16 protein-coding genes and 1 pseudogene are annotated in these 26,349 nt (G+C 31.4%); 6 read left to right on the forward strand and 11 right to left on the reverse strand.

The window, feature by feature from the left end:
- The 3 genes and pseudogenes from JHL18_RS18885 to JHL18_RS18895 all read right to left on the reverse strand — a co-directional run.
- Positions 1–4,005, reverse strand: a pseudogene (locus JHL18_RS18885) (RHS repeat protein); the annotation flags it as partial.
- Positions 4,006–4,081: 76 nt separating this feature from the next.
- Positions 4,082–8,548: a DUF6531 domain-containing protein gene (locus tag JHL18_RS18890; protein ID WP_200272112.1), complete on the reverse strand. Its 4,467-nt coding sequence runs from the start codon at positions 8,546–8,548 to the stop codon at positions 4,082–4,084.
- A 24-nt stretch (positions 8,549–8,572) separates the two neighbouring features.
- On the reverse strand, positions 8,573–11,209 hold the full coding sequence (locus tag JHL18_RS18895) for a DNRLRE domain-containing protein (RefSeq protein WP_200272114.1): 2,637 nt from the start codon (positions 11,207–11,209) through the stop codon (positions 8,573–8,575).
- A 358-nt stretch (positions 11,210–11,567) separates the two neighbouring features.
- On the opposite strand from JHL18_RS18895, the gene JHL18_RS18900 reads away from it, so the two are divergent.
- The 4 genes from JHL18_RS18900 to JHL18_RS18915 all read left to right on the forward strand — a co-directional run bounded on the left by JHL18_RS18900 (position 11,568) and on the right by JHL18_RS18915 (position 14,973).
- On the forward strand, positions 11,568–11,876 hold the full coding sequence (locus JHL18_RS18900; protein ID WP_200272116.1) for a hypothetical protein: 309 nt from the start codon (positions 11,568–11,570) through the stop codon (positions 11,874–11,876).
- 83 nt (positions 11,877–11,959) lie between these two features.
- On the forward strand, positions 11,960–13,000 hold the full coding sequence (locus JHL18_RS18905) for an ABC transporter permease (RefSeq protein ID WP_200272118.1): 1,041 nt from the start codon (positions 11,960–11,962) through the stop codon (positions 12,998–13,000).
- A 4-nt stretch (positions 13,001–13,004) separates the two neighbouring features.
- A complete protein-coding gene (locus JHL18_RS18910) occupies positions 13,005–14,300 on the forward strand; it encodes an ABC transporter permease (RefSeq protein WP_200272120.1) in 1,296 nt (431 codons plus the stop codon).
- A gap of 1 nt (position 14,301) precedes the next feature.
- A complete protein-coding gene (locus JHL18_RS18915) occupies positions 14,302–14,973 on the forward strand; it encodes an ABC transporter ATP-binding protein (protein ID WP_200272122.1) in 672 nt (223 codons plus the stop codon).
- 195 nt (positions 14,974–15,168) lie between these two features.
- Here JHL18_RS18915 and JHL18_RS18920 read toward each other — a convergent pair whose 3' ends face one another.
- The 3 genes from JHL18_RS18920 to JHL18_RS18930 all read right to left on the reverse strand — a co-directional run bounded on the left by JHL18_RS18920 (position 15,169) and on the right by JHL18_RS18930 (position 18,373).
- Positions 15,169–17,076, reverse strand: a complete 1,908-nt coding sequence (locus JHL18_RS18920; RefSeq protein WP_200272124.1) for an ABC-F family ATP-binding cassette domain-containing protein — start codon at positions 17,074–17,076, stop codon at positions 15,169–15,171.
- 390 nt (positions 17,077–17,466) lie between these two features.
- Positions 17,467–17,934: a DMT family transporter gene (locus tag JHL18_RS18925; RefSeq protein WP_200272126.1), complete on the reverse strand. Its 468-nt coding sequence runs from the start codon at positions 17,932–17,934 to the stop codon at positions 17,467–17,469.
- Between the two features lie 13 nt (positions 17,935–17,947).
- Positions 17,948–18,373, reverse strand: coding sequence for a DMT family transporter (locus tag JHL18_RS18930; RefSeq protein WP_200272128.1), 426 nt, complete (start codon positions 18,371–18,373; stop codon positions 17,948–17,950).
- Between the two features lie 727 nt (positions 18,374–19,100).
- Here JHL18_RS18930 and JHL18_RS18935 point away from each other — a divergent pair.
- Positions 19,101–19,805, forward strand: coding sequence for a cyclic nucleotide-binding domain-containing protein (locus JHL18_RS18935; RefSeq protein ID WP_200272130.1), 705 nt, complete (start codon positions 19,101–19,103; stop codon positions 19,803–19,805).
- A 126-nt stretch (positions 19,806–19,931) separates the two neighbouring features.
- The gene (locus JHL18_RS18940) at positions 19,932–20,798 is read left to right on the forward strand and encodes a LysR family transcriptional regulator (RefSeq protein ID WP_200272132.1); all 867 of its coding nucleotides are present in this window, start codon (positions 19,932–19,934) and stop codon (positions 20,796–20,798) included.
- A gap of 103 nt (positions 20,799–20,901) precedes the next feature.
- Here the strand turns inward: JHL18_RS18940 and deoD are convergent, their stop codons facing one another.
- The 5 genes from deoD to JHL18_RS26035 form a co-directional block, all read right to left on the reverse strand.
- Positions 20,902–21,609, reverse strand: a complete 708-nt coding sequence (deoD, locus tag JHL18_RS18945; protein WP_183279940.1) for a purine-nucleoside phosphorylase — start codon at positions 21,607–21,609, stop codon at positions 20,902–20,904.
- Between the two features lie 215 nt (positions 21,610–21,824).
- Positions 21,825–23,030 (reverse strand): MFS transporter, encoded by a 1,206-nt coding sequence (locus JHL18_RS18950; protein ID WP_200272134.1) that lies wholly within the window; start codon positions 23,028–23,030, stop codon positions 21,825–21,827.
- A 354-nt stretch (positions 23,031–23,384) separates the two neighbouring features.
- Complete coding sequence (locus tag JHL18_RS18955) at positions 23,385–24,689, reverse strand: pyrimidine-nucleoside phosphorylase (RefSeq protein ID WP_200272136.1); 1,305 nt, start codon at positions 24,687–24,689, stop codon at positions 23,385–23,387.
- A 97-nt stretch (positions 24,690–24,786) separates the two neighbouring features.
- A complete protein-coding gene (locus tag JHL18_RS18960) occupies positions 24,787–25,803 on the reverse strand; it encodes a LacI family DNA-binding transcriptional regulator (protein WP_200272138.1) in 1,017 nt (338 codons plus the stop codon).
- A 200-nt stretch (positions 25,804–26,003) separates the two neighbouring features.
- A partial coding sequence (locus JHL18_RS26035; RefSeq protein WP_420839232.1) for an ABC transporter permease subunit occupies positions 26,004–26,349 on the reverse strand: 346 nt, incomplete at its 5' end.

Raw genomic sequence — 26,349 nt, forward strand, 5'->3', positions numbered from 1 at the left:
ATACAGAAGGTTTGTCTTTTGAGCGCCTTGCTCCTTACTTACTCTTAAGCCTTCTCCATTGTAAGTATTTTTTAATATTGTTCCTGCATCATTTTTTGCTTCTGTTAACTGATTAAAGTTGTCATAGCTATATTGTACTATTTTTTCATTAAACTGAGTATTGTCTGATGCTATAGAACTACTTATTAATGTAGTTACAGTGTTAGCTACAACCTTATCCTTTATCTCTGAGTTTACTATATCGTAAGTCTTTTCTGGACTGTTATAAATATCTGACATTCTTGTACTTACTGCTTGTGGTACTACGAAGTTTGCAAGTCCTGCTACTTCTTTTGTAACATTTCCATTGTTGTCATAGAAGTACTTCTTATAACCTAATACTGTAGTATCTTGCATTTTAGTAGTTTGAATCAAGCGGTTTTGCTCATCATAGCTATAGGTTGTAATATTAGTAACATTGTTCTGAACTACTGTCTCAGTTTGTCTGTTACCACTTAGATCATAAGTATAGCTTGTGTTTTTTCCACCTGGTTCTTTTACTGAGGTTACTCTATTTAGTGCATCATACTCGTAATTAGTTTGTCCCTTTTTATCTGTCTTGGAAGAAATATTACCTGCTGCATCGTAAGTGTAGCTAAAGCTTTCTATCACAGTTGAATTACTATTTTTATTAACAAGAGTCTTTAGGGTATTATTCTTGTTATATTGATAGTCTTCTCTTGATCCATCTGGATATACTGTACTCTTCTTAGCTCCGTTGTCATAATACTCATAAGCTGTAGTACTAGTTCCATCGATAACTTTCACTAGTCTATCAGATTTATCGTATACCTTCTTAACAGAATTTGCTTTTGGATCATTTGAAACTTCAGCATAAAAGCCTAAGTCAACTCCATCTTTAACATCGTAAAGATATGTGCTCTTACCTATGTTTGGAACAGTTTTGGTTATAACTCTGTTCAGAGCATCATATTCTCTTAAAGTCACACCAGTAGAATCAGTCATCTTAGTCTGATTACCGTTCTTGTCATACTCAAAGGATATAGTAGCTGTTGGATTTATCTCAGAAGTTTCTCTTCCGAAAATATCATAGCTATATTGAGTAACTACTCCATTTTGATCCTTGTGAGTTTTAACATTACCATTTTCATAATAAGTGAATTCTTGAACCTTAGTTGCATCATAAGTTATTGTTGTTCCACTTATAGTTTTGCCCTTAGGTGCTATTATTTTTGAAACCTTGTTACCAACATTATACTCATAGATTGTCTTATTGCCCTTTGCATCTGTCTGCTCTAACATGTTTCCATTGTTATCATAAGTATAGGTAGTAGATTCACTCTTTGCATTTAATACAGATTTTAATCTGTTTAGTTCATCATAGCTATAAACAGTCTTATTGCCTTTTGCATCTGTTCTAGTATCTACATTTCCTACCTTATCATAAGTTTGACTTGATTTATTATTCTCCGCATCAGTTTTAGATATAAGTCTATTATCTTTATCATACTCAAAGCTTGTAACATTACCTAAAGCATCAGTTGACTTGCTTTGTGTGCCATTTTTGTTGTAATCAAGTTTTTCTACAAGTTTACCTGAACCATCGTATTTAGCTATAAGTCTGTCGAAAGCATCATAGCCTGATACTGATACATTTCCTAAGTAGTCAGTTTCCTTCACTACATTGTTGTTTGCATCATATTCATAAGAAGTTTTATGAGTTACTACAACTCCATTGACATTTTTAACATCAATACTTGTAGACTTAATTCTATTTAATTCATCATAATCGTAGGTTGTGACATTACCATTTCCGTCTTTTACGAAACGTTTATTTCCGTTCTTATCGTACTTAACCTCTTGGTTTATGCTGTTTGTACCTGCTGAATCTGTATTTGTTGTTATTAGTACCTTTCCTTGAGGATCTCTTTGATTCTTTGAAATAATACCCTTTGAGTTTTGGCTGAATACTTGGTTACCTAGTTTATCATATTGATATACTATACTATCTCCTAATATGCTTGAATCTCCAGGTAATATAGTCTGTTTTGGTTTATTTAAGCTGTTATAGGTTGTAGTAGTTTTATTACCATTTCCATCTACAGCTAAAGTTACATTGTCTAATAGGTCATATTCGTATCTTGCAAGCTCTTTAGTTCCACTAGCTGAAACAAGCTTCTTTGAGGTTACCTTACCAGCATTGTTATAATCATAAGTTATAGCATTATTGTTGGCATCAGTATCTTTAACCATTCTTAGTAGTCCATCATACTGATATTTATGAGTAAAGGTTAATCCTTTGTCCTTATTAGCTGCAGTATTTTCTGTAACTAACTTTCCACTAAGGTTATATTGATACTCTTTCCCATAACCTGAATTTATCTTTTCTTCAACAGAAGTTCCTGTTCCTGCGTTGTAGCCTAGAGCATCTAATTCTTTTATTTTATTTCCCTTGTTATCATACTTATAAGCCTTAGTTACAGTTATATCAGCAGTAGCATCATTGTTTGGATACACAACCTTTTGCTCTGCTATAACAAGTCCTCTGCTATTGTAAATCAATTTAGTTTGTGTTGGATATGCTGCTTGGATTGGGGTTTTCTTTGAAACCATAACTATATCAAATATATCTACTAACCCATCTTTATTTAAATCATATTTAACATTCCAGTTAGCATCACCGGTTTTACTTCCATAATATTTACTTATTTCATCTAAGGCTATATTAGGAACAATCATAACATCCTTTGCAGCAATCTTTGTAGTAATTCTTCCTAGTAAGTCATGCTGATAGGTTGTCTTATCACCTTTGGCATTAATTTCAGCAACTTGTACTCCCATTGCATCATACTGGTACTGAGTCTTATTACCCTTTGCATCTACAGTTTCTTTAGTTTGTCCATTCCATTCATAAGCCTTTGTAGTTGTGCTTACCACTTCTGTTCCTGTCTCATCTAAAGTCTTTTCTGTTGTAGATATCTGTCTGTCAAGATTATCATATACATAGCTTATTTCATGTCCATCAGGTGAAGTTTGTTTAATTAAGTTACCATTTAAATCATAGTTATAAGTAGTGTCTAAGCTAAGTACAGTTGTACTATCTATTGCATTTCCAAATATATCTCCTGCAACTACTTGATCTGATTTTTTGTATGGTTTGTTTAGATAGTTATTTGCATAAGTAATTATCTTCTTTCCACCATTTTTATCAGTGTATACAGTTTGCTTAGTTACATTACCATTACCATCGTACTCATATTCTGATTTTCTTGCTTCGTTATCCCACTGTGCTTTAAGCTTTCCATTCTTATAATAAGAAGATTCTTTTATAGCAAGGTTTGTAGTTACTGCATTATTCTTTACTAAATCCCTTCCTACGGACTCCTTTATCTTGTTGCCATTGTTATCATAATCATATTTTGAATAGCTATATAGAACTTCTCCAGTACTATTATCTACCGGCTTATATTCAGACACTAATCTATTAAGCCCATCATAGTTGTAATAATGATTCACATTATTTTCATCTGTTTCATAAGCCTTCATACCATTTTTCATGTATTCAGTTTTAGTAGTTGTCTGATCTTCATTTATAGCCTGTACTATTTGTTTGTTATAGTTATAGACTAAGCTACTAGTAGTAAAGTTCGTGGAGTCTATATATGCCTTTTTATTAACTCTTAGTGCATTGTTATTGTTTGAATTTGAATAGTTTATTTCATAGCTATATTCTTCTAAAACTACTTGACTAGCACTAGCATTATCCTTAAAGGATTTTTTAACCACTCTATTCATATTGTCATAATCATATATATAAATAGATCCATTTGGTGCAGTTTCATTTTTTACATTTCCATAAACGTCATAAGTATACTGTTTTAGATTACCTTCTTCATCCTTAGTAGTTTTTACTCTGCCATTTGGATAGTACGTAATCTCACTTCCACTAGTGTCTCCAGACTTACTATATAAATTTGGTGTTATATCTCTAAACTTTCTGCCCATGGCATCGTATATAGTCTTTCTTATAGAACCGTCATGGTAAGTTGTAGTTAAAATATCGCCAGTATTTGTATAAGTATTAAGTAGTCTTAAACTGATTTGGAGAAAGTTCTACTGTTTTAAAACCAAATTCATTGTAAGTAAATTGAGTAACATTACCTTCTTCATCCGTTATAGTGCTAGGGTTACCTGATTTATCATAGGTGTACTTAGTTATTCCACCATTAGCATCAGTTTTAGTCTTAAGAAGTCCCCCTATATTGCAACCTATAGCCTGCATTTCTTGCTTAGTATAGTACTCATATTTTTCTATAGCAAAGTTAGTATCATCTGTACCAGAATATACATCCTTTCCATTCAATGGCATGACCTTCTTAGTCATGTTACCATTGGCATCATAAACGTAGTAAGTAGCCTTATCACTTTCATCTACTTGTTTAGTGATATTATTGTTTGCATCATAAGTACTTACTTTACACCCACCATCAGGGTTAGTTTGCTTTGTTATATTGCCTAAGCTATCAAGTTCAAAATATCTAGTATTTCCTAGAGAATCTTTATTTTCAACAATATCTCCGTATTTGTTGATGTTATTATCATCTAACTTATACTTAGTTGTCTCTATTGTTCCATCTGGATTAACATTTAATATGTTAAACATACTGCTATCATAATATTGTTCTCTTATAGCTCCATTGCTATCAGTAGTTTTAACACTTCTATTTGTGTTGTTATACTCATAAGTATCTAGGTTTCCATCTGCGTTCTTGTAAGTTTTTATCTTATCTTTATTATCACCATCATCAAAATAAGTCACTTCTTCAACTACTTGACTGTCTTTTACAACCTGCTTTAATCTACTTTGAGTATCATAAGAATAAGTTTCAGTTATATGGCCATTCATATCTGTTACTGATTGAAGAAGATTGTTAGAGTAGTTATAAGTTATTGATCTTTTTACAACTCCTGCTATCTTTTCTGTTATTGTAGAAAGCTTTCCATTCGTATAGCTTAATACATAGGACCTTCCACTTTCATCACTAATTGTACTTATATTATTACTTGCATCATAACTTATGGATAGCTTATTGTCATTCTTATCTCTCATTTCAGTAAGAAGATTATTTGTAAATATATATTTATCATTTGTTCTTGAGGTTAATATATATTGATTATTCGTAAAAACAAGCTTGTTTCTTGAATCTAAGGCTGAATAAGTACCATCACTCTTAAGTTCAAAGCTTTGAACACTCCCATTTGGTAAAGTTATGGTTTTTCCTGTTATCTTTGCACTAGCATCTATATCTTTTATAGAGCTTTCATAAGAAAACCTCCAACCGTTTCCTATTATACTAGGCTTATCTTTAGCCTTGGAATTGTAAGTTCTATATACATCAATATCCATCCCTGGTGTCGATATCAACATATCCTTAGCGGTCTTACTATAATTTCCTGCAGCTAAGTTCACACCTTCTTCACCAAAGTGCCTCTGCGTTGCATAGTCAAGCTGAGTTATGAAGTTTACTATTTGATTATTATAATCTCCACCGGTAACTGTATCTAGCGGTATTGGTTGTGAAAGATAGTTAGAATAATCAACAGATCCATTGACATAAAGCCCTTTTTGAGAACTATACTTTGTATCTTGGTTAGGCCCATATGGAGATCCCCAGTAGTTGTATTGAGCATTCAAGGTCTTACTAGCACGGTTACTTAGTGCATTTGCTGTAGTTGAACTGTTTGTGAAAGAATTATACCTTATAGTATAATCAGTGCCATTAATATAATCTATTGCATTTAAAGAACAATTTTCAAATAAATTCTTTACTATATTTGCTTTTCCACCGCTAACTGTTAATCCTGTTTTTCCACCACTTATCTGTGTATTAGTTAGCGTAGCTGACCCATTTTGAACGTATACTGCATTATCACAATTACTTATTTTTCCACCATTGATGTAAAGATTACCAACATCGCCCCCTACAAGCGCTCCGACTGCAGTTTTTGAACCATGGGTAATATTACTTATATTACAGTTAACTAAGTTTGCTTCTCCGAAGTCAAGCACACCTATACCAGCAAAAGAATCAGTACTGCTAGGATTAGTCACATTACTAATTGTTGATTTATTTAAATTCAACTTACCATAAGATATTATACCTGTATACCTTGAGTTATTGAATGTACTGTTATTCAATACTACTTGTCCGTTATTATATAAACCATCAATTACACTATTTTTATATATGGAATTATCACTTGTAAAACTTCCTTGAGCAGCTACATATATAGCAGACGCTGCTGTATCTTTTACATCTCCATTATCTATATAGGTTAATCCATATCCTTTATCATTAACACTTGTTATAACAACAGGTTCCGTACTAGTTCCACTACAAAATAATTGTCCATTAACTAATATTGTTGGGTAGTATCCGTTGATAACCACCCATTGTGTTAGCCCACTATCACTAGATTGTTTGGTCCCTATAGCATTTATAACTACCCCCTGTTTTATCCTCAAAGTTCTGTTAGCATTTATTATCAACTCGCTATTTATTATTATATTGTTCTTACCTTTTTGTATGGTACAATCTGAATCTATAATCACTCCAGCTAATACTATTCCATCATAGTTATTTCCTGATAGCGTGTTAGCTTTCGCTGGATCTGAAGAATTTATAGTTGCTAATATATCTTCTTTGCTTTCACTAATTGTCCCGTGAAGAACTATTGGTCCTGTTACCAATCCAGCTGTCTTACTTATATTTGTTGCACTTATCTGATTTTTTTGTATATCTATATTAGATAAAGCTCCTGGCTCTATTAAAATACCAACTGCCTTGCTTGATTTTATTATATTGTTATAAACAGAAACTTTTCTGGATATCAAATTATTTACTCCACTTATATAGACACCAACATTATTGCCAGTAAAAGTATTATTCGATATATCAGTTAAATTAGTAGAGCTTATGCTTGTTGCAGTAGTAGCTCTTACTCCATTACCATTGCCGTTTATATTGTTGTTTGTAATCTTGCAAGTGCCAATTCCACTATAGATTATACCTTCAGCAAATCCGCTTATATCACACTTATCTACAGTAAGGTTACTAGAATTGTTAACCTGAAGTATTCCAGTAGCTTGATTAATCTTATTTGTAAGCTTGCTTGATGAAATAGATATGGTACCGCTACTGTCAAAAAGTCCATAATATCCTGTAACTCTAGCAGCAATATCTAGATTGCTTCCTTGGAACACACCTTTACTGGTTAATTTTATAGTTAAATCAGTATTATCATCTATGGCAGATATTTTTATTCTACTTGTATCTGTTCCTATTGCATTGATTTTACCTCTTACAATAAATCCTGATTGTAGGTTAGTTTTATTGAGAAATCTTATATCTGTTCCTGGAGCAATATTCAAAGTTACGTTCTCATTTATCTCTACAAATCCATCTATTGTTCTTACTCCATCACTAGGAGACCAGGTAGTATCTTTATCTATTACAACAGTGCTCTTATATAATTCCATATAAATACCACTTAGACCCACAGCATCAATAGCTTCGCTTCCAGAGGTATCACCATTATAAGTATCCGGATATACTATAGGGTTACTACCTGCACTCAACCCAAAATACTTTATTGAATATCCATAAGTACTTCCATCTATTTTAAACTTTACTGCTGTTATAGTTTTTCCTAGTTCACCCGCTTGATCTCCATTGTACTTCCAATCTTGCCAAGCTCTATTTTCCTTTATATAAACCTGGTATTTTATCTTCATATCTGTTGGAGCATTATTAAGAGAAAGCTTTATTGCATCTATCTTCCCTTCTAATGGACCATACATGCCATCTGTACATCCTTCTAGCCACCTATCACCTGTAGTACTGCCATGTGTTAACATGTTTAAAGTAATTGGTGTATCCGTAGCAGTAGCTGTCACAGCTGAAGTAGCATAAAGCATTTTTGGGGCAATTGAAAGTGCTTTACTTGCATCATTAATTGATGTAGTACTTTTAGAGTCTTCTTTTGAAGTTTCCTTATTATATTCTTTGACTTCACTCCATTCGCCAGTTTTCCCATTTACTACTGATCTGACTTTATAATCATACTTCTTGTTTTCCTTGGCCTTTGTATCCAAGTAGCTAGTTGCTTTTCCAAGTTTTATAGTAGTACCATTTATGTCTAATTCATATTCAGCATCTTGTCCAACGCTAGTCCAACCTATCTGAACCATACTTTTTGTAACTGTTTTAAAAGTCTGTATTTCTGGAGCTGTTATTACTTGTGTAATTTTAGAAAGCTCTTGTTTTTTCTTATCAATAGCATCCTCTAATTCTCTTGCTTTCTTTTGCTGTGGACTTTCTATTTTACTCAACTTCGAATCTATCAAAGAAGCCAAACTGCTCATCTGTGAAGCAGCTTTATCTATATTGCCAGATATATTGGTAGCCGCTAGAACTTCAGAGCTATTAGTTATTAACATAAATATAGTTAATAACGTAGCTAATAACTTTCTACTTTTCCCCCTCATTATGTTTCCTCCATTTATAATAAATTATTTTATAGTTAAGCTACTGCTAATAGATTGATATTGAAGCAGTTTGGCACTATCATCTGAAAACTTAACTCTAACATTATAATTTGAATTATCTAAAGCAGTATTTTTATAATCTGCTTTTAAAGACAAGGTTCCTGCCTTTAACGCCTTAGCCTTAATCGTAAATATAGTACTGTCAGTAAGACTTATACTACTATTTAACTTAACAGAATAAGAACTTAATAAACCTTGATTACTAGTATCTGTTGTCTTATAGGTATATGCATTAGGTAAGTCCCAAACCGTGCTTGGTACTATATCAGAAACACTTATTAAGGTATTGTCATACTTAAAATCTAGAGAGCCTGCTAATACTTTATCTAAGCCTTTAGCATTAACATATATCTCAAATTGGTCCCCTACATTGATAGTGTCTTTATTTGATTTAAAGTATACAACTTCTTTACTTGTAACTCTTGTTGCTGTCATTACCTTATTACTATTAGGCGCTACAACATAGTTACCATTCTTATCATAAGCATATACCTTTGCATAATACATAGTATTGTCCACATCTAAAATGAAGCTAGTACTTGTTGTAGTTACTTCTTTTGAATCAACTTTAACATTGTTGCTATTATTATATAGTTCAACTACATACTTGCTTATTCCAGTAGCCATAGTTTCAGGATCATCTGTTGATGGATCAAAACTACAATCTATCTGCCATTTAGCCAAATCACTTGTAAGCTTTGAACTAAGCTTTATGTTTGTAACAGCCTTAGGAGCAGTTGTGTCTGGAATTGATAATATTTTTGCATTTATGTTGTTTGTTGCAATTAGAGGGCTCAGTATCTTATTATCTCCAGCATTATAATATGCCTGCACTCTAAAGGCGTATATATAAGCATCTGCTGGGTTAGTTTGCTTATTTATTACATACACTGGATGAGGATTATCTGGTAGATACTCTGATCCATTGTTGTCACTTCCATGGATTGCACCATTTCCTGCTGCAATCTCCGTTGCTGTAGGCCAGAACTTTCTTTCCTTTGTTGACCAGCTTGTTCTATTCCCTACATCCTGCACCATTACATAGCTGCTTCCATTCCACACTTGAATCACATATCCATCAGCATCGCTTATAGGGCTCCAAGCTAAGTTTATATATCCCTTACTTTGGTTTATAAATTCACTTGCACTATTTGCTGTTGCAGATGTCATGGTTGGACTGTCTGGCACTTTATATGTAACTTCTAAAAATGGAGGATTAGAATTATTAGGTGAATTAAATTTCCTTATAGTAGGAGATGCACTATCATCTTTCTTCATGAATATTCCGTAATTAGGTACTGTCTTATCTGCCATCCTTTTAATTAAGGAAGTTAAGTCCCATACAAACCACCCTGTAGCATTAGTTACAGTTATTTTACTTTCTACCGCATCATCCCAAATCGGTCTCTTGTTCCACTTTACTGTAGTATAATCCCAGTCTGTAGTTATCCTATGCATCTCAACATTCATTGCACCAGTTCCAGTGTTATCAGAATATAGTCTCATCTTTGCTGAGATTATTTTACTTCCTGGCACAGCTGGTAAGCTTGTGAACTTAAGGTAAGAATACATTATTCCTGACGGATCAGAGCCTGTCCAGTTACCCGCTCGTAGGTATGGATCTGAGGCAAAATTATAGTCAGGATACTGACTTTTTATACAAGAACCTAAGGTATAGTGATTAGTTACTAAGGAGGTAACGTAAGGATCTATCACTACTGGATAAACTGTATCCTTATTTTCTAAATAGTCTTTATCTACAACTATTGAAATTTTGTATTGGTCGCCTTTTATGTTTTCTATATTAACCGAATTATTGTCAGTTTCTCTTTGCTCCTTTGAAGAATCATGAACAAAAGGAGGTGCTATAAAAGCTTTTTCTTCCTTTGTTTCTTTATCTCTTAATATGATTCCTCCATGTTCAACCTTCTCGGGATTTAATCCAGTTAGGTCCACAACAAAGTCAAAACTATTTTTGTTATTATATTTTTTTAAAACAATATTTTCTTTCACTCCGTCTGACATCGGTATGTATTGAAAGGAGATATCTTGTCCATCATTATACAAATCTTCATATTGTACTCCATATGTATCATCCTTGTTAGCATCAGAACCATATTTTTGTTTGTCATCCTTTAGCACAATGCCATTGTCTACATCTGATTTTGTTAAAGCTAATAAAGTAAATTTATTATTTTTATATTGTTCGTCAACCTTAGGAGAAAAAGCTACAGAGTATTTATCAAATTTCATATTCACTAGATTATCTGATTTTCTCTGAAGGTCTAGTATAACTTTCACACTGTTAGCTTTATTGACAAGTTTCTTCTCACCATTTATCTCTTGAGACTCTAATCTATTGTCAATCTCTTTATAGCCATCTCCATCCTTATAATTGATAGAGTTTTGGTATATCCTTTCAGTAATTGTACCATCTGAGTTCAGATATACATTCTTATTTTCTGTCTTTCTCTCTTGTAACTCAACACTAGTAATACTAGGCATCTTTACTTCTGACTTTTTGCTATTATATAACATTGCTCCCCCTACAGAGCATATTACAATAGCTGAAATAGCCAGCATTTTAACTCTCTTTTGCAAAATAACACCCCTTTTTTTAAGACCAAGTAATTTTCTAGACACACTAAATTAAATTAAGTATATTCTTTTTATTTATTGGCCTATTATTCCACTTTCTTTAAAGTTTTTAGTGAACAATTTCATAATACTACCATTTTACATTTTCTTCAATATTAACTTAATTAACCTTATCTAAATTATGAATATTACTATATATTTTTACTATTATGTAATATATTGTCGAAATATTTCTTATTTCTTTGATATATTTCAACATTTTTTTTTATTTAATAACTGTTATAATTTTAGACGTTAAGTTTGTTGCTTTATAATTTTTTTAATAAAGTATACATACAAAAATCAAAAAGGGGGAACATTCATGAAAAATTTTAAAAAATTCATATTAGGTGCACTACTAAGTGCTGCTATCGCAACTCCTGTAATAGCTCAGGCTCACATTGATGACGCTTATTTTTGGACAGATGTATATGCACATAATGTAGTACTTACATCTGCAAGCGCTACTACTGAAGATCCTGACTATATATGCCATGCCAAAATTACTGTAGGCGGATCTCAAAAAGAAGCTTGGGGGCGTAATAGAGCTGTAACTGCTACAGCTTCTTATGCAGGCTATAGAACTATCTATGCTTCATTCAGTTCTGATGCAGGATGGTACGTAGAGTAATCCTAAAAACAAGAATAACCAATAATTTGAGGTAATCATAAATATTTATGATTACCTCAAAGTTTGTAAACATAGGAGAAACAATGAAAAATAATATTTTTACAGCATTAATGTTTTTTATAGTGTCACTATTTATATGTATGTATTTAGGTTTAACCCATAATTTAGAACAAAATATAGCTGAGTCAAATAATTTTCTATCTTCTAACAGCACTAAATTTTACCTTAATAATAAAAGTGCTAATGTAGCTGTTAATGATATAAAAGTAGATGACTTAATTGGTAAGTTAAGTAATGATTCATTAATTATGACTAATTACATGTATGATATATATAATGGAAATGCATTATATATTAATAATAAATCTATAGATATTCCTGTGATAAAAGGACGTTTCTTAACTTCTGATGATGTGAAACAGAATAAAAGATACATAGTTATCGGAAAAAATATAAAGAAAGCCTTAGCTATTGATACTAATTATATAAATATAAACGGGAGTAACTTTGAAATTATAGGAATTTTAGGATATAACAATCGTTCAAGTTATTTAGATGATCAATTCTATATTTGCTTTACAGGATTATATGATAAAAACCTCAAGTTGCGTAATTTAGGCAATAGTTTTATAGTTGATTCTAACAAATCAACTATTGATAATTTAAAATCTTCTACTGCAAATCTATTTTCCAAGACAGAATTGGTACACCAAACCTTAACTGAAAATACTCAAGATTCTTCATCACGAATAACTTCAGCAGCTATGGTAACTTTAGTAATAATATGCATGCTGATTAATGTAATAAATTCCTCACTTTATTATGTTGAAAATAAGAAAAAAGAATTTGCCATAAGAAAGCTTTTAGGTGGTACCAACAAACAGATAGCAATTAAGATTTTATTTGAATACGAGATAATTGCAACTTTATCATTTATTGTTGCTCAGATAATTTATATTGCGATAGTCAAATCAGAAAAATTTCATAGTTTTATCGGAGATAGATTGTTTTTAAAAGTATCAATACTATCATTTTTAGTTATAGTGCTAATTTCAGCACTTCTGTCTTTGATATCTATAAGAAAAAGCCTAAAACTTCAACCAGCTGAAATATTGAGAGGTTAATTATATGCTAAATATAAAATATGCATTTAACAGTTTAAAAGAAAAAAAGCTATTCACCATTCTTACAATAATACAATTAATCGTATCCTTTATGTGTCTATATGGCTCCTTATATTATTATAATGAGGAAAAAACTAAAAGCGATAAAATATTATCTTTAATAGGAAACAAAGATATTTACTATTTTAAGGACATGAATGAATCTCTTTGGAATTATTCTTCCAATAAGAATAAAGATAGAGTAAAACTTGAAGACTTCGTGGGTTACATGGAAAATTCCAAGGATTTTAACTTTATTTATAATAATGATTATAATGTATCTCTGAAGACTTTCCCAGGTAGTAATAATATTATACGTAGCGATTTCAGTAAAGTTGAAAATAATACAAATTTTATAGATGTTAATTCTTTGATATTAAATTACAATTATAATAAACTCTTTCCATTACTCGTAGATAGCGGGAGATATTTTGAAGCTAAAGACTTTAACTTAGATTATTCAAAAGATACACTTCCCGTATTACTTGGAAGCAAGTTTAAGAAATATTTTTCCTTAGGTGATGAAACTCAAATAATGTATGGTTCAAAAATCATAACAACTATAAAAGTTATAGGTTTCTTAAAAGATGATCAGTATTACATAGGTAATGACTCCAGCATGGAAGGAATTAAGTATCTATCAAACTACATAATTATACCTAAGTTTAAAATGGCCAAAGAGCTATCAGCTAATGATGATAATTTATATGCTGACTATAGATTCTACTTAAGTTCCAATTTATATGGATCAACTTTAGTAATAAACAATCAAAACTCAACTAACAAGCAAAATATCCTGAATGACTTAAATAAAAGGCTGCAAGAAATAGGTTTATCAGTAAAATGTGCTCCTTTATCAGAAGAATTTAAGAACTCAGTTTCCTTATATAAAAATATAAGAAATATATTTACAGGCTTATTTGTTATAATCTTTGTTTTTTGCACAATTGGTATAGTATCTAACTTTTTATATACAATATCAAGAAAAAACAAGGAATTTGCAGTACATCTACTTAGTGGAGCATCTAATAAAGACATAGCAATAAGAATTTTATTGGAAGTAAGTATGCTTATCACTTTGTCTACAATTTTAAGCATCGATTTAATAAGTATTTTCGGCAAACTATTGAATATTAATTTTAATAATTCTTCTGCAATAAAGCTTATCATACTAAACTCCTTATTAATAATAATTATCTCAATAATTCCTATGAACAAAGTCAGAAAACTAGAATTAAGCTTGCTTATGAAGGAGGATTAACATGTCAATAATAGTTCTTAATGATATAGTGAAATATTATGAAAAAGGAAGTAAAACAAATATATTTTACGCATTACGTGGTATAGATTTAACCATAGATAAAGGTGAAATGGTAGCAATAATGGGAACCTCAGGTTCAGGAAAAACTACGCTTTTAAACATTTTAGGTATGTTGGACAATCCATGTGATGGCGAGTATGTATTAGACGGACAAACAATAAAAAATCTAAAAGGCAAAGATATATGCAAGCTACGAAATAAGAAATTAGGATTTGTAGTACAAAACTTTGCACTTTTAGATAATACTTCAGTCTACGACAATATAGCCATTCCTCTAGAATATGCTAAGGTAGATAAAAAGCAAAGAAGGATATTAATAACCTCTATGCTAAAAAAACTAGGCATAGAAGATAAAATATATGATAAACCTAAAAATCTTTCTGGCGGACAGTGTCAAAGAGTAGCTATAGCAAGAGCTCTAGTAAATAATCCAGATATAATATTAGCTGATGAACCTACAGGGGCTTTAGATAAAAATACCACTAAAGAGATACTTGAAATATTTAAAAATCTTAATTTAGAAGGTAAAACAATAATCATAGTAACTCATGATGAAAATGTAGCTAAAGAATGTGACCGAATTATTAGAATTGAAGATGGACTATTAATATAAATCTTTCAAACATTGCTTCGTCATACTTTTAATAAAAGATAAAGTATGAATAGCTTTGATTGAAAAAATACAGGAGCATACATAGATTTTGTGTAAATCAAAACTATGTATGCTCCCTTATACTAACCAAGCTATTTATACTACACTCAAAAAGTACTAGCAATATAAATAATAACTGATACTTTTTGTGCCTAATTATTTCCCTTCATTTATCTTCTCAGCAAGATCATTTAGATAAACCCATCTATCCATTTTCTCTTCTAGAAGCTTTTCTGTTTCTTCCTTTTCTGCTATAAGTTCTTGAAGAAGAGAATAGTTTGTGCTGGCTGCGTTTATCTTAGCTTCTAATTCACTTATCTTTTCTTCTATGCCTGCTATAACTTCATCTATTTCGTCATACTCTCTTTGTTCTTTAAAGGAGAATTTTAATGCTCTTTCTTTTTTCTTACCTTGATTACTATCCACAGTTTCTGATTTTTTATCAACAGTTTTCTTATTCTTTTCTTCTGAGTTGTTGATATCTTTTTGTCTATTATCTTCTTTGTAGTCAGTATAGTTACCTGTGTATTGAACTACCTTACCATCACCTTCAAAGGAGAATATCTTAGTTGCCATTCTGTCTAGGAAGTATCTATCATGGGATACTGATATAACCGCCCCAGGAAATTCATCTAAGTAATCTTCTAGTATTGTAAGAGTTTCTATATCTAAATCATTGGTAGGCTCATCTAATATAAGAACATTCGGAGCTTCCATCAAAACTCTAAGTAGATATAGTCTTCTCTTTTCTCCACCTGAAAGTTTTGCTATTGGAGTCCACTGATCTGCTGGTGGGAATTTAAATCTTTCAAGCATTTGTGATGCACTTAATTTATATCCCTCTTCATTAGATATAAATTCTGCACCTTCTCTTATATAATCAATAACTCTTAAGGAATCATCCATATGATAAGTTTCTTGAGAAAATGCACCTATCTTAACTGTTTCACCAACTTCAACATCTCCACTATCTGGCTTAAGTTTTCCACTTATTATATTTATCAAAGTGGATTTTCCCATTCCATTAGGGCCTATTATTCCTACTCTATCATCTCTAAGCAATATATAGCTAAAATCATCAATAAGCTTTCTATCTCCAAAAGACTTACTTATGCTATTTACTTCTATTACTTTCTTACCAAGACGAGTACTAGCAACGGATATTTCAACCTTAGAGTTATCTATATCTAATTTCTGCTCGCTTAGTTCTTCGAATCTATCTATTCTCGCCTTCTGCTTTGTACTTCTAGCCTTAGCCCCTCTTCTTATCCAAGCCAGTTCTTTTCTCAAAAGATTTTGTCTCTTCTTTTCGCTAGCAAATTCCATCTCTTCACGTTCTACTTTTTTCTCTAAAAAATCACTATAGTTTCCCTTATAAGTATAAAGATTACCCTTATCAAGTTCTATTATCTCGTTGACAACTCTATCTAAGAAATATCTATCATGAGTTATCATAAGTAGTGCACCTTTTCTTTTATTAAGGTACTGTTCAAGCCAGTCTATAGTATCGTTGTCTAAGTGATTTGTAGGCTCATCTAATATCAATAGATCACAAGGACTTATAAGAACAGCAGCTAGAGCAATTCTCTTTCTTTGTCCTCCTGAAAGATTACCTACCTTTGCATTAAAGTCTAAAACTCCAAGTTTATTAAGTATAGCCTTTGCATCACTCTCTATATTCCAAGCATTCATACTATCCATCTGACTTGTAAGCTTCATTATCTCTTCGCCAGTGGCAGTATGACTTTCCATTGCTTTTTCGTATTGTCTTATAAGCCTCATTAAAGGAGTATCTCCTCTAAATACTTGCTCTAGTACTGTTGACTCTGGATTAAAATCAGGACTTTGAGAAAGGTATTCTATTCTTACTGAGTTGCCCTTAACTACCTTTCCTTCATCAGGAACTTCTACTCCTGATACTACCTTTAGAAAAGTAGTTTTACCAGTACCATTTACACCAATGATACCAATCTTATCTCCTTCATTGATTCCAAAGCTTATATTATTAAATAGTTTCTTTTCACTATAACTTTTTGATACGTTCTCTATGGTTAAAAGATTCATCTATTAATTCCTTTCTTTGTGAATGATCTTATTATATAAAAGCATTAAGAGACACTATCTGTTTATCTATAATACGTCAAGCACTTCACACTATCTCTGATTATATCCTATGTATATGTGCTTTTCAAATGGGATTACCTTGAAAGGCGTATAAATCCTATATATATAAATATTTAACTATATAAATAGTTGCATAGTTAAATATTTATATAGTTATCTATTTACATAATTATATTGCAACCTATAAGAAAGTAACTGGTGTTCACTCGTACACTATCCTCTGTACTGCTTAGATTAAACAAAAATAAAAAGCGTACCGGTTAAGGTCCGCCTATGTTAAACTTCGTATTATAAATACTTACTTCAATTATAATAAATATAATTAGATATCTAAACTTCTGCCTCTTTACTGCTATCTACATTCTTATCCACACTAAAGTTATATATTACTCCTAAAATTATAAATAAAGCTCCGATAAACTTGCCCATAGAAAACTTGTGAAAACTAAAATAATCTATTACCATTCCCATTACGATTTGCCCAACAAAAATAAGCACCATAGAATATATCGCTGGAATCTTAGGAATAACCTTATTAGATAAAACTATTACTACAACTCCTAAAAGTCCCCCAAGGAAAGCATATATAGGTATATTACTCATATTAATTTCTGTAATAGGATCCGCTGTTCCAGTAGATCTTACTATTATATATAACAGTAAGGAAAAAGAAAGTCCTGTTATATAGTTTATAAGAGTTCCCTTAAGCCCTCCTATCTTTTCAGCTAGCTTTCCATTTATTATCATCGAGAGAGTAACAAAGGCTCCCCCTAAAACTGTCAATAAAATATTTAACATCTAAAATCCCCCTCTAATATAATGCCATAACTACTATTCCAAGAATTATAAAAGCAAAACCTATAAGCTTCTTTTTTTCAAAGCTATACTTTTTCATTCCAAGAAGACCAAAATGATCTATAACAGTAGCAGCAGCAAGCTGACCAACCATTCCTAAAGATATCGAAAGTGATGCTCCAACTTTAGAAAAAGTTAGATTGTTTATAAGAACCACCATAACTCCGATTAATCCTGCACTTAACAGATATAAAGGAACCTTATGAAGCTCCATAGAAAATTTTTCTTTCTTAACTACCATCACAATTATTACACTTATAAGTCCTACTAAATGAATTATTACTAACGAAAGATTGTTACCAACCTTACCTTGAAGCTCACTATTAAAACTAATCATTATAGTTATTACAAAACCTATAATGACGGTAAATAACTTATACATATTTTATTTATCCCCCTAGAATTATTTTTCTGATATTCGATATTTTACTTATATTTAACATTGTATAGAAATTAAGTGGTTATACAGGAGATGCTCTATGAGCAAGCTATTAGAATTAAATGATTTTTTCAGATGGAATGGCTCTAAAAAATCGCTAATTGCTCTTTATTAGTGATTTTTTTACGCATCTGCCTTTTCTGAACGCATGTGAGGAAATTCTGGCAGGCGATATATTCTCACTTTTTACTCTTTAGATAAACAACCTTTTTAGTTTCATAATATCTGAAATATGAAAGACTTATAAAAAGTATGGATTTGTAAAGAGTAAAACTGTACTGTCCGAACGAAGTGAGTTTACAGTTTTAGCCATGGAATATGACAAAATCATATTAATTCTTTACGTAAGCTCATTAAAGCATTGGATGAATAACCACTTAATTTAAACATAGTTTACATGTAATCTAATTTTATCGGTTATCCATAACTTAAGATATCAAAATAAAAGAATTTATCATATGACATATGTCACTTTTCTATTTTTTTATTTGTAGTTATTGTCTATAATATAGTTATAAATATGAAGCGATTCCTATTTAGATATACTACTTCATATTGAATCTATCAAAATAATACTTCGTAAAATCATCGAAAGCATTATTTTGAGTATAGGGATTGAAGTAATATATCTGTTCAGAGGAATAGATAATTTTATTTACACACCACGGGGGTGTTACATATAATTAAAATTAATAACAGGTCAACTATTGAAGCTTTTAAAGAGCTTCACAATATAGATTCTTATTTTAGCAGTGACATGACCTCACATATGGAGATACACATATATGAAAAAGGTGAACTTGTATATAGATCCAATGAGGAAATTGAATATTTCTATTTCCTAGTTAAGGGTAAATGTAAGGTGTATACTTTACTTCAAAATGGGAAGTCTCTTCTTCTGAGATTTTATAATCCTCTAATGGTCATGGGAGACTTAGAATTTATAAGTGAAGGAACTGCTAATTGCAATGTGGAAGCGGTACACAGTTGTACCTTTATAGGTATTCCACTGGATGTGATAAGGCAACATGCCAGAGAAGATGCCACATTTTTAAGACATATATGCAAAAGTCTTGCTGAAAAACTTGCTACTTCTGCAGTATCTAATTCCATAAATCTTCTTTATCCTTTAGAGAACAGGCTTGCGAGTTATATGCTTGCAATATCTAGTGAAGAAGATCTTTCAACTAGTCTAAAAGGGATCGTAGCTGAGCGTTTTACTGAAATTGCTGAACTCTTAGGCACAAGTTATAGACATTTACTTAGAATAATAAATAAATTATGCGATCAGAAAATTATAGCTAGGGAAGGAAATTCTCTAATTATATTAGATTATGAAAGATTAGAAAGTTTAGCTGGCGACTTATATCAATAGCTTTAAAGTATATATGGTAGACAACTTATAACAACTTCTACCTATAAACTGTAACAACTTATATTCATTTACTTATTGATAAAATTAAAATAAACGTTAACTTAAATTAGAAAGGACTACATATAAATGGACTTTAAGCAACTCACTTATTTCCTGGAAATAGTTAAGCAAGGTAATATAACTAAAGCCTCAAAAAAGCTTCATATCGCTCAGCCTCATCTAAGTCAGCAGCTAAAAATGCTTGAAGATGAGCTTGGGGTTAAATTAATAGAGAGAAGTACTAGAAAGTTTCAAATAACTAGTGCTGGACAAATACTTCAAAACCGCTGCGAGCAGATGATAGAACTAATGGATACTACCCTTAAAGAAATAAAGGATATAAAGGATGGCCTTAACGGAACTTTATCTATCGGAACAATTTCCTCTGAAGGAGATACTCTGCTGCTTAATAAAATAATGGGTTTTTACGACAAATATCCAGGTATAACCTTTGATATAAGAGAAGGAAATACAAAAGAAATATTAAAACTTCTTACTGATGGTTTTGTGGAGATAGGAATAATACGTACTCCGGTAAATTCAGAAGGCTTTGAATCCATCTATTTAGAAAGTGCTCCAATGGTTGCTGCGACCAAAGGGAATATATATTGGGATGAAGAAATAAAAGAAATCCCAATAACAGAACTTGCTAATAAGCCACTGCTTGTAAATAGGAGATTTGAAAAAAATATAATAGAAGCTTGTGAAAATTCCGGTTTTGAACCTAATATCTTCTGTAAGATAGAAGATACTAGATCCCTCTTAACTTGGGCAAATAAAGGCATGGGGGTAGCTATCGTACCAAAGGACTGGGTAGGCTTACTTAAAAACTCCAACTTGGTGTATAAAGATATAAATGAACCCTCACTTATTACAAAGACAGGCATCATATGGATGAAAGATAAGTACTTATCTGCTCCTGCAAAACATTTTTTACAGATATTCAACATTTAATATATTATATATTTATTGATATTAAATTAAGACGTCACTACAGAAAAGTATCGCAGTAGTGACGTCTTAATTTTACCAAAGTAGCTAAGAAGCTTGCTTTATATTATAGTGAGTGTACTGTATCAAGTGCTACTTCAATCATGTTTGTGAAAGTTGTTTGTCTTTCTTCTGCTGAAGTTATTTCATCATATATAAAATGATCGCTTACTGTTAGTAATGCTAATGCATCAACGCCATGTTTTGCTGCTAAAGTATAAAGTGCAGCAGCTTCCATTTCTACTCCTAAGCAGCCGAACTTAGCCCATATCTTCCACTCTTCTGTTGTATCTCCATAGAAGGTATCAGAACTAAATACATTACCAACCTTAGGATCAAAGCCTTTTTCTACAGCAAAATCATAAGCCTTTCTTAATAGCTTAAAGCTAGCTGTTGGAGCAAAATCTCTTCCATTAAATCTAATTTTGTTTATGTTTGAATCTGTTGATGCAGCCATAGCTATTATAAGATCTCTTACTTTTACAGATTCTTGATATCCACCACAAGTACCTACTCTTATAAGATTTTTAACTCCATAACTTTGTATAAGTTCACTTACATAAATTGATATGGATGGTATACCCATTCCTGTACCTTGAACTGAAACTCTCTTTCCTTTATAAGTTCCTGTGAATCCATACATTCCTCTTACTTCGTTATAACATATAACATCTTCAAGAAAGTTTTCAGCAATAAACTTTGCTCTTAGTGGATCTCCTGGTAACAATATACTTTCAGCTATTTGTCCTTCTTTCGCATTTATATGAATGCTCATCTACATACCTCCATTGAAGTACTTCTTAGGTACTTCTATATATTTTAATTTTATTTTTATCAATAATACATTTAGGTTTTAAATAACTTTCATCATAAATTTATAAAGCTTTAAATCAATAGTTGAGTTAATAACTCTATAAAATTATCTTACAACAAAAATTATAGCTTAAATTGGAATAATATTCTATACACTACAACTACGGTATATACTATTTAGTTCTTTTCACTCCAAAGCTTTTTATTTTTATTCTGCATCACTATTACTATTATTGATATTATCACTACCAAAACAGCCATCATCATATAAAGATTATTAAATATCTTTATATAGTTATATCCTAAAGCTTTATATTTATCTATATAGTTTCCCCAGAAGAAGGATAATACAAACCCACCTGCAAATCTTACTGCAGTGTAGAAAGATATCTTTTGTGAAGCATTAGTAACTATAGTCTTTGACAGATATATATTTAAAGTTGAGAAACCTATTCCAACAATCAAGCATATTGCTGATAGCGCTAAGATCGATAACGGTAATGAAATATGCTGTGATAATAAAATTGAACAAACTACAAAAATTCCAATTAAAGTGTTTCTTATAGACCTAAACGAAAAATGTTTAAGTAAAAACATTGGAGACATTGCCCCTGTAGCTATTAGTATTTGCTCAATTGATATAACTAATCCAGTAGAATTAGAAGCATTAAAAGATTCCATATAATAGGATAAATAAACCTGAGAAGCTGCAAAAGTTATTTGTGTCATAAATATCATGAAAAGCAAGCTTATATAATCAAACTTATTTTCTTTCACCTTCAGAAGTTCATTATTTGATTCATGAGCTTCTTCAATTTTTATTTCATTTATCGAAGAAAATACAAATATCCAAGTTAAAGCACCAATTACTATAGGAATAAGTAAGAAAGTTTTAGGTGTATCAAGGAAATGTCCAGCTACAACTGCAGCAACTAGTCCTCCAATAGCTGATCCTATCTCTACTAAACTCGAACCTAACTTCCCATCTCTTTCTTCCTTCATAACTATTTTATTCATAGAAAGTAATATAGGAAAAAAGGCAGCTTCCGCCAAAGCTTCTATTAACCTTCCGATACAAAATACGAAGAAACTTACAGTATTCAGTGCTATTATTTCTACTGCAATACCTATCATCCAAACAGCTATAAATAATAGCAGTGACTTTTTTGCCCCTATCTTAGTCATTATCCTTCCTGACACAGCAGGAAATAGTATCATACTAAGATATCCTATATTCGGCAGCCAAGCAATATCCGATACACTTACACCAAATATATTTTGAAGACTTTGAAACATAGGAAGAAACATAACCACTCCAAAAACAACTAAAAATGCTACAAAAAAATCTATTATAAAAAAGTTCCTTTTATTATTTAAAACCATCATTTTCTCCTTATTTATAGATACACTACTTAGAAAACTTATATTATAAACTCATCTTTTTCTATTTATAACAGTAAACTCATTATAAATAGCTTTTCCATAAGTGCAGTGCATCTTTCATTAAAATAATCTAGTATGGGAATCAATTCTTTTGCATAAGGAAGCGCTTACACATACCTTCATAAAAAACGTGAATTTAAGATTTTGAGTTTATAATCTTTTATCCACGCTTTTATCTTATATAATACGAACTTAAAATGTTCTTCTTTTTAGAACTTTTTCATTCATTACAATATAATAATTAAAATTATAGAAAACTATAGTTATTCAACTACCTGCTAATTTAACCATTATCTATCTTATTATATCATATATAAGAGGAATATTGTCTTCATAAGTTTCAGCAATCTTGTAATTAGCTATTATTCCAGCAGCAGCATTTTCCATTTTAGCTTCATCATCTGCATGTATATAAGCTAAAACATCTCCTTTAGCTACTTTATCGCCTCTTTTTTTATTTAAAACTATCCCTACAGCTAAGTCTATGTTATCTTCTTTAGTAGCTCTTCCAGCCCCTAACTCCATAGCCACAAGACCTATGTTTTCTGAATTTATTTTTGACACATAACCTTCTATGTCGCTCTTTACTTCATAAACAAACTTGGCTTTTGCAAGCAATTCTGGATTTGTAACTTGCTCTGCATTTCCACCTTGTGCAGCAACAAATTCTTTAAACTTCTCAATAGCTGATCCATCTTCTATAGTCTTTAAAAGCATAGCTTTAGCTTCTTCAACATTCTGAGCTTTACCCGCTAATACAACCATATTACTTCCTAAAGCTAAACATAATTCTAATAAATCCTTAGGTCCTTTACCACTTAAAGTATCTAAGGCTTCTCTTACTTCAAGAGCATTTCCTACAGCAAGCCCTAAAGGCTGATCCATGTCTGAAATGACAGCTACTGTATTTCTTCCAACATTTTTACCTATGCTAACCATTGCTTCTGCAAGCTTTTTAGCATCTTCATAAGATTTCATGAATGCACCGTCTCCAACCTTTACATCTAGAACGATAGCATCTGCACCTGCTGCAATTTTCTTACTCATTATACTAGAAGATATCAATGAAATATTATCAACAGTGCCTGTAACATCTCTAAGGGCATATAGCTTCTTATCTGCTGGAGCTAAATCAGCAGTCTGTCCCATTATAGCAATCTTCTTAGTATTTACGTTTTCTATAAATTGTTCTTCTGTTATTTCTACTGAAAATCCATCAAAAGATTCTAATTTATCTATAGTCCCTCCAGTATGTCCAAGTCCTCTTCCAGACATTTTAGCCACTGGAATACCTAAAGCTGCAACCATAGGAGTAAGAACTAAAGTAGTTGTATCACCTACACCACCAGTACTATGCTTATCTACTTTTATCCCATCTACTTTTGACAAATCAAGAATATCTCCTGAATGCACCATAGCCATTGTAAGGTCTGAAGTTTCTCTCATATTCATCTTTTGAAAATATATAGCCATCAAAAGTGATGAAACCTGATAGTCTGGAATTATTCCTTTTGTATATCCGTCAACAAAATAGTTTATTTCCTCAGTTGAAAGTTCTTCACCATTTCTTTTCTTTATTATCAAATCATACATTCTCATATAAAAATTCTCCCTTATTAAAAAATCACTATTTTTTATTTAAGTAATTATTTTCAGCTATCAAGCTTCATAAGGTTATATGCATAGAACTTGATAACTAGACTTTCTTTTCTGATCCTTTTATTATAACTGTTGGAGATATGGTTAATCTCTTCTTTTCCGATATATCTTTATTATCTATTACTTCTTTAAGCATGTACATAGCTGACTTTCCAAGTTCTTCTGGGCAATCTTCCATGTAAGTTATATTTATTCCAACCATATCTAAAAACTCAAGCTTATCAAAGCCTACTATAGCTATATCATTTGGAATCTTCTTATTCTCATCAAAGGTTGCTTTTACAGCTCCCATAGTCATCATGTTACTGCATACAACCAAAGCTGTTGGACCATCTTCCATATTTAATACACTCTTTGTTATATCGTATCCTGTACTAAGCTTAAAATCACCTTTAAAAATATAATCTTCTCTAATTGGAATATCATTCATGGCCAGTGCTTTTTTATAGCCCATAAGTCTATCCATTGCAGGTTCTGAACTTAAAAGTCCTGTTATTATACCAACCTTTTTATGCCCTTCTTTTATAAGAAGATTTGTGGCATCAAAGCCACCTTTTATATTATCAACAAAAACACCGTTAAAACTTGTATACTTAACATCTGCTACTACAAATATTATTGGTATATTTAAATTTTCTAGGGTGTTAACATAGTTACTATTAAATTCATTTTCACCGAACATCGGAGACATGATTACACCTTTCAATCTATGCTCTTTTATTACAGTTAATGCCTTAAGTTCTTTATCAAGATTATCATCAGTATTAAAAAGTACTATATTTAGATCTGAGGCTTCAGCCACCTCACTAATTCCTTTTATCAGCTCTCCAAAGTAAGAGTTTGTTATATCCGGTACTATCACTCCAATAGTATTAGTTTCATTTTTAGATAAACTTCTTGCTATTGCACTAGGAGTATAGTTCATCTCTTTTATTGTTTCTAATACTTTAATTCTTGTTTCTTCCTTAACGTATCCTGAGTTATTTAAAACCCTTGAAACTGTTGCTAGAGAAACTCCTGATTTTTTTGCAATATCACTGATTGTAGTGCCCATATATTATCCCCCTCACTTTTAACTGAAAAGACTGCATGGTTATTATACTACAAAGCGACAGCATTTTATATGGATTTATGCAGTTTATTAAGCAAAATTTACAAAAAAACGTATATTTATAAATTCAGTAAAGGATGCCTAAGACATTAGTTCAAGCATCCTTTACTTTTATAACTTACTTAAATTATTTTAAACTTTAATTATCTTTGGCCTTTTTCGTATGGCACACCATCAGCTGCTGGAGCTTGTGTCTTACCTACAAATCCTGCTAAAGCTATCATTGTTATTACATAAGGGAATACTGAGTATATTTCTGTTGGAAGGTTAAGTCCAAGTAACTGTGATTTTAACTGGAACGCATCTGCAAAGCTGAATAGTAAACATGCAAGTAGTGTTCCTTTTGGTTTCCAGTTACCGAATATAACAGCTGCTAGAGCTATAAATCCTCTTCCTGATACCATTCCGTCTCTATATAGTGGTGTACTTCCAAGTGATAATGCAGCTCCACCAATACCTGCAAGCATCCCTGATATCACAACACATACA

It is taken from the genome of Clostridium yunnanense (assembly GCF_016595795.1).
Lineage (GTDB): Bacteria > Bacillota > Clostridia > Clostridiales > Clostridiaceae > Clostridium_AR > Clostridium_AR yunnanense.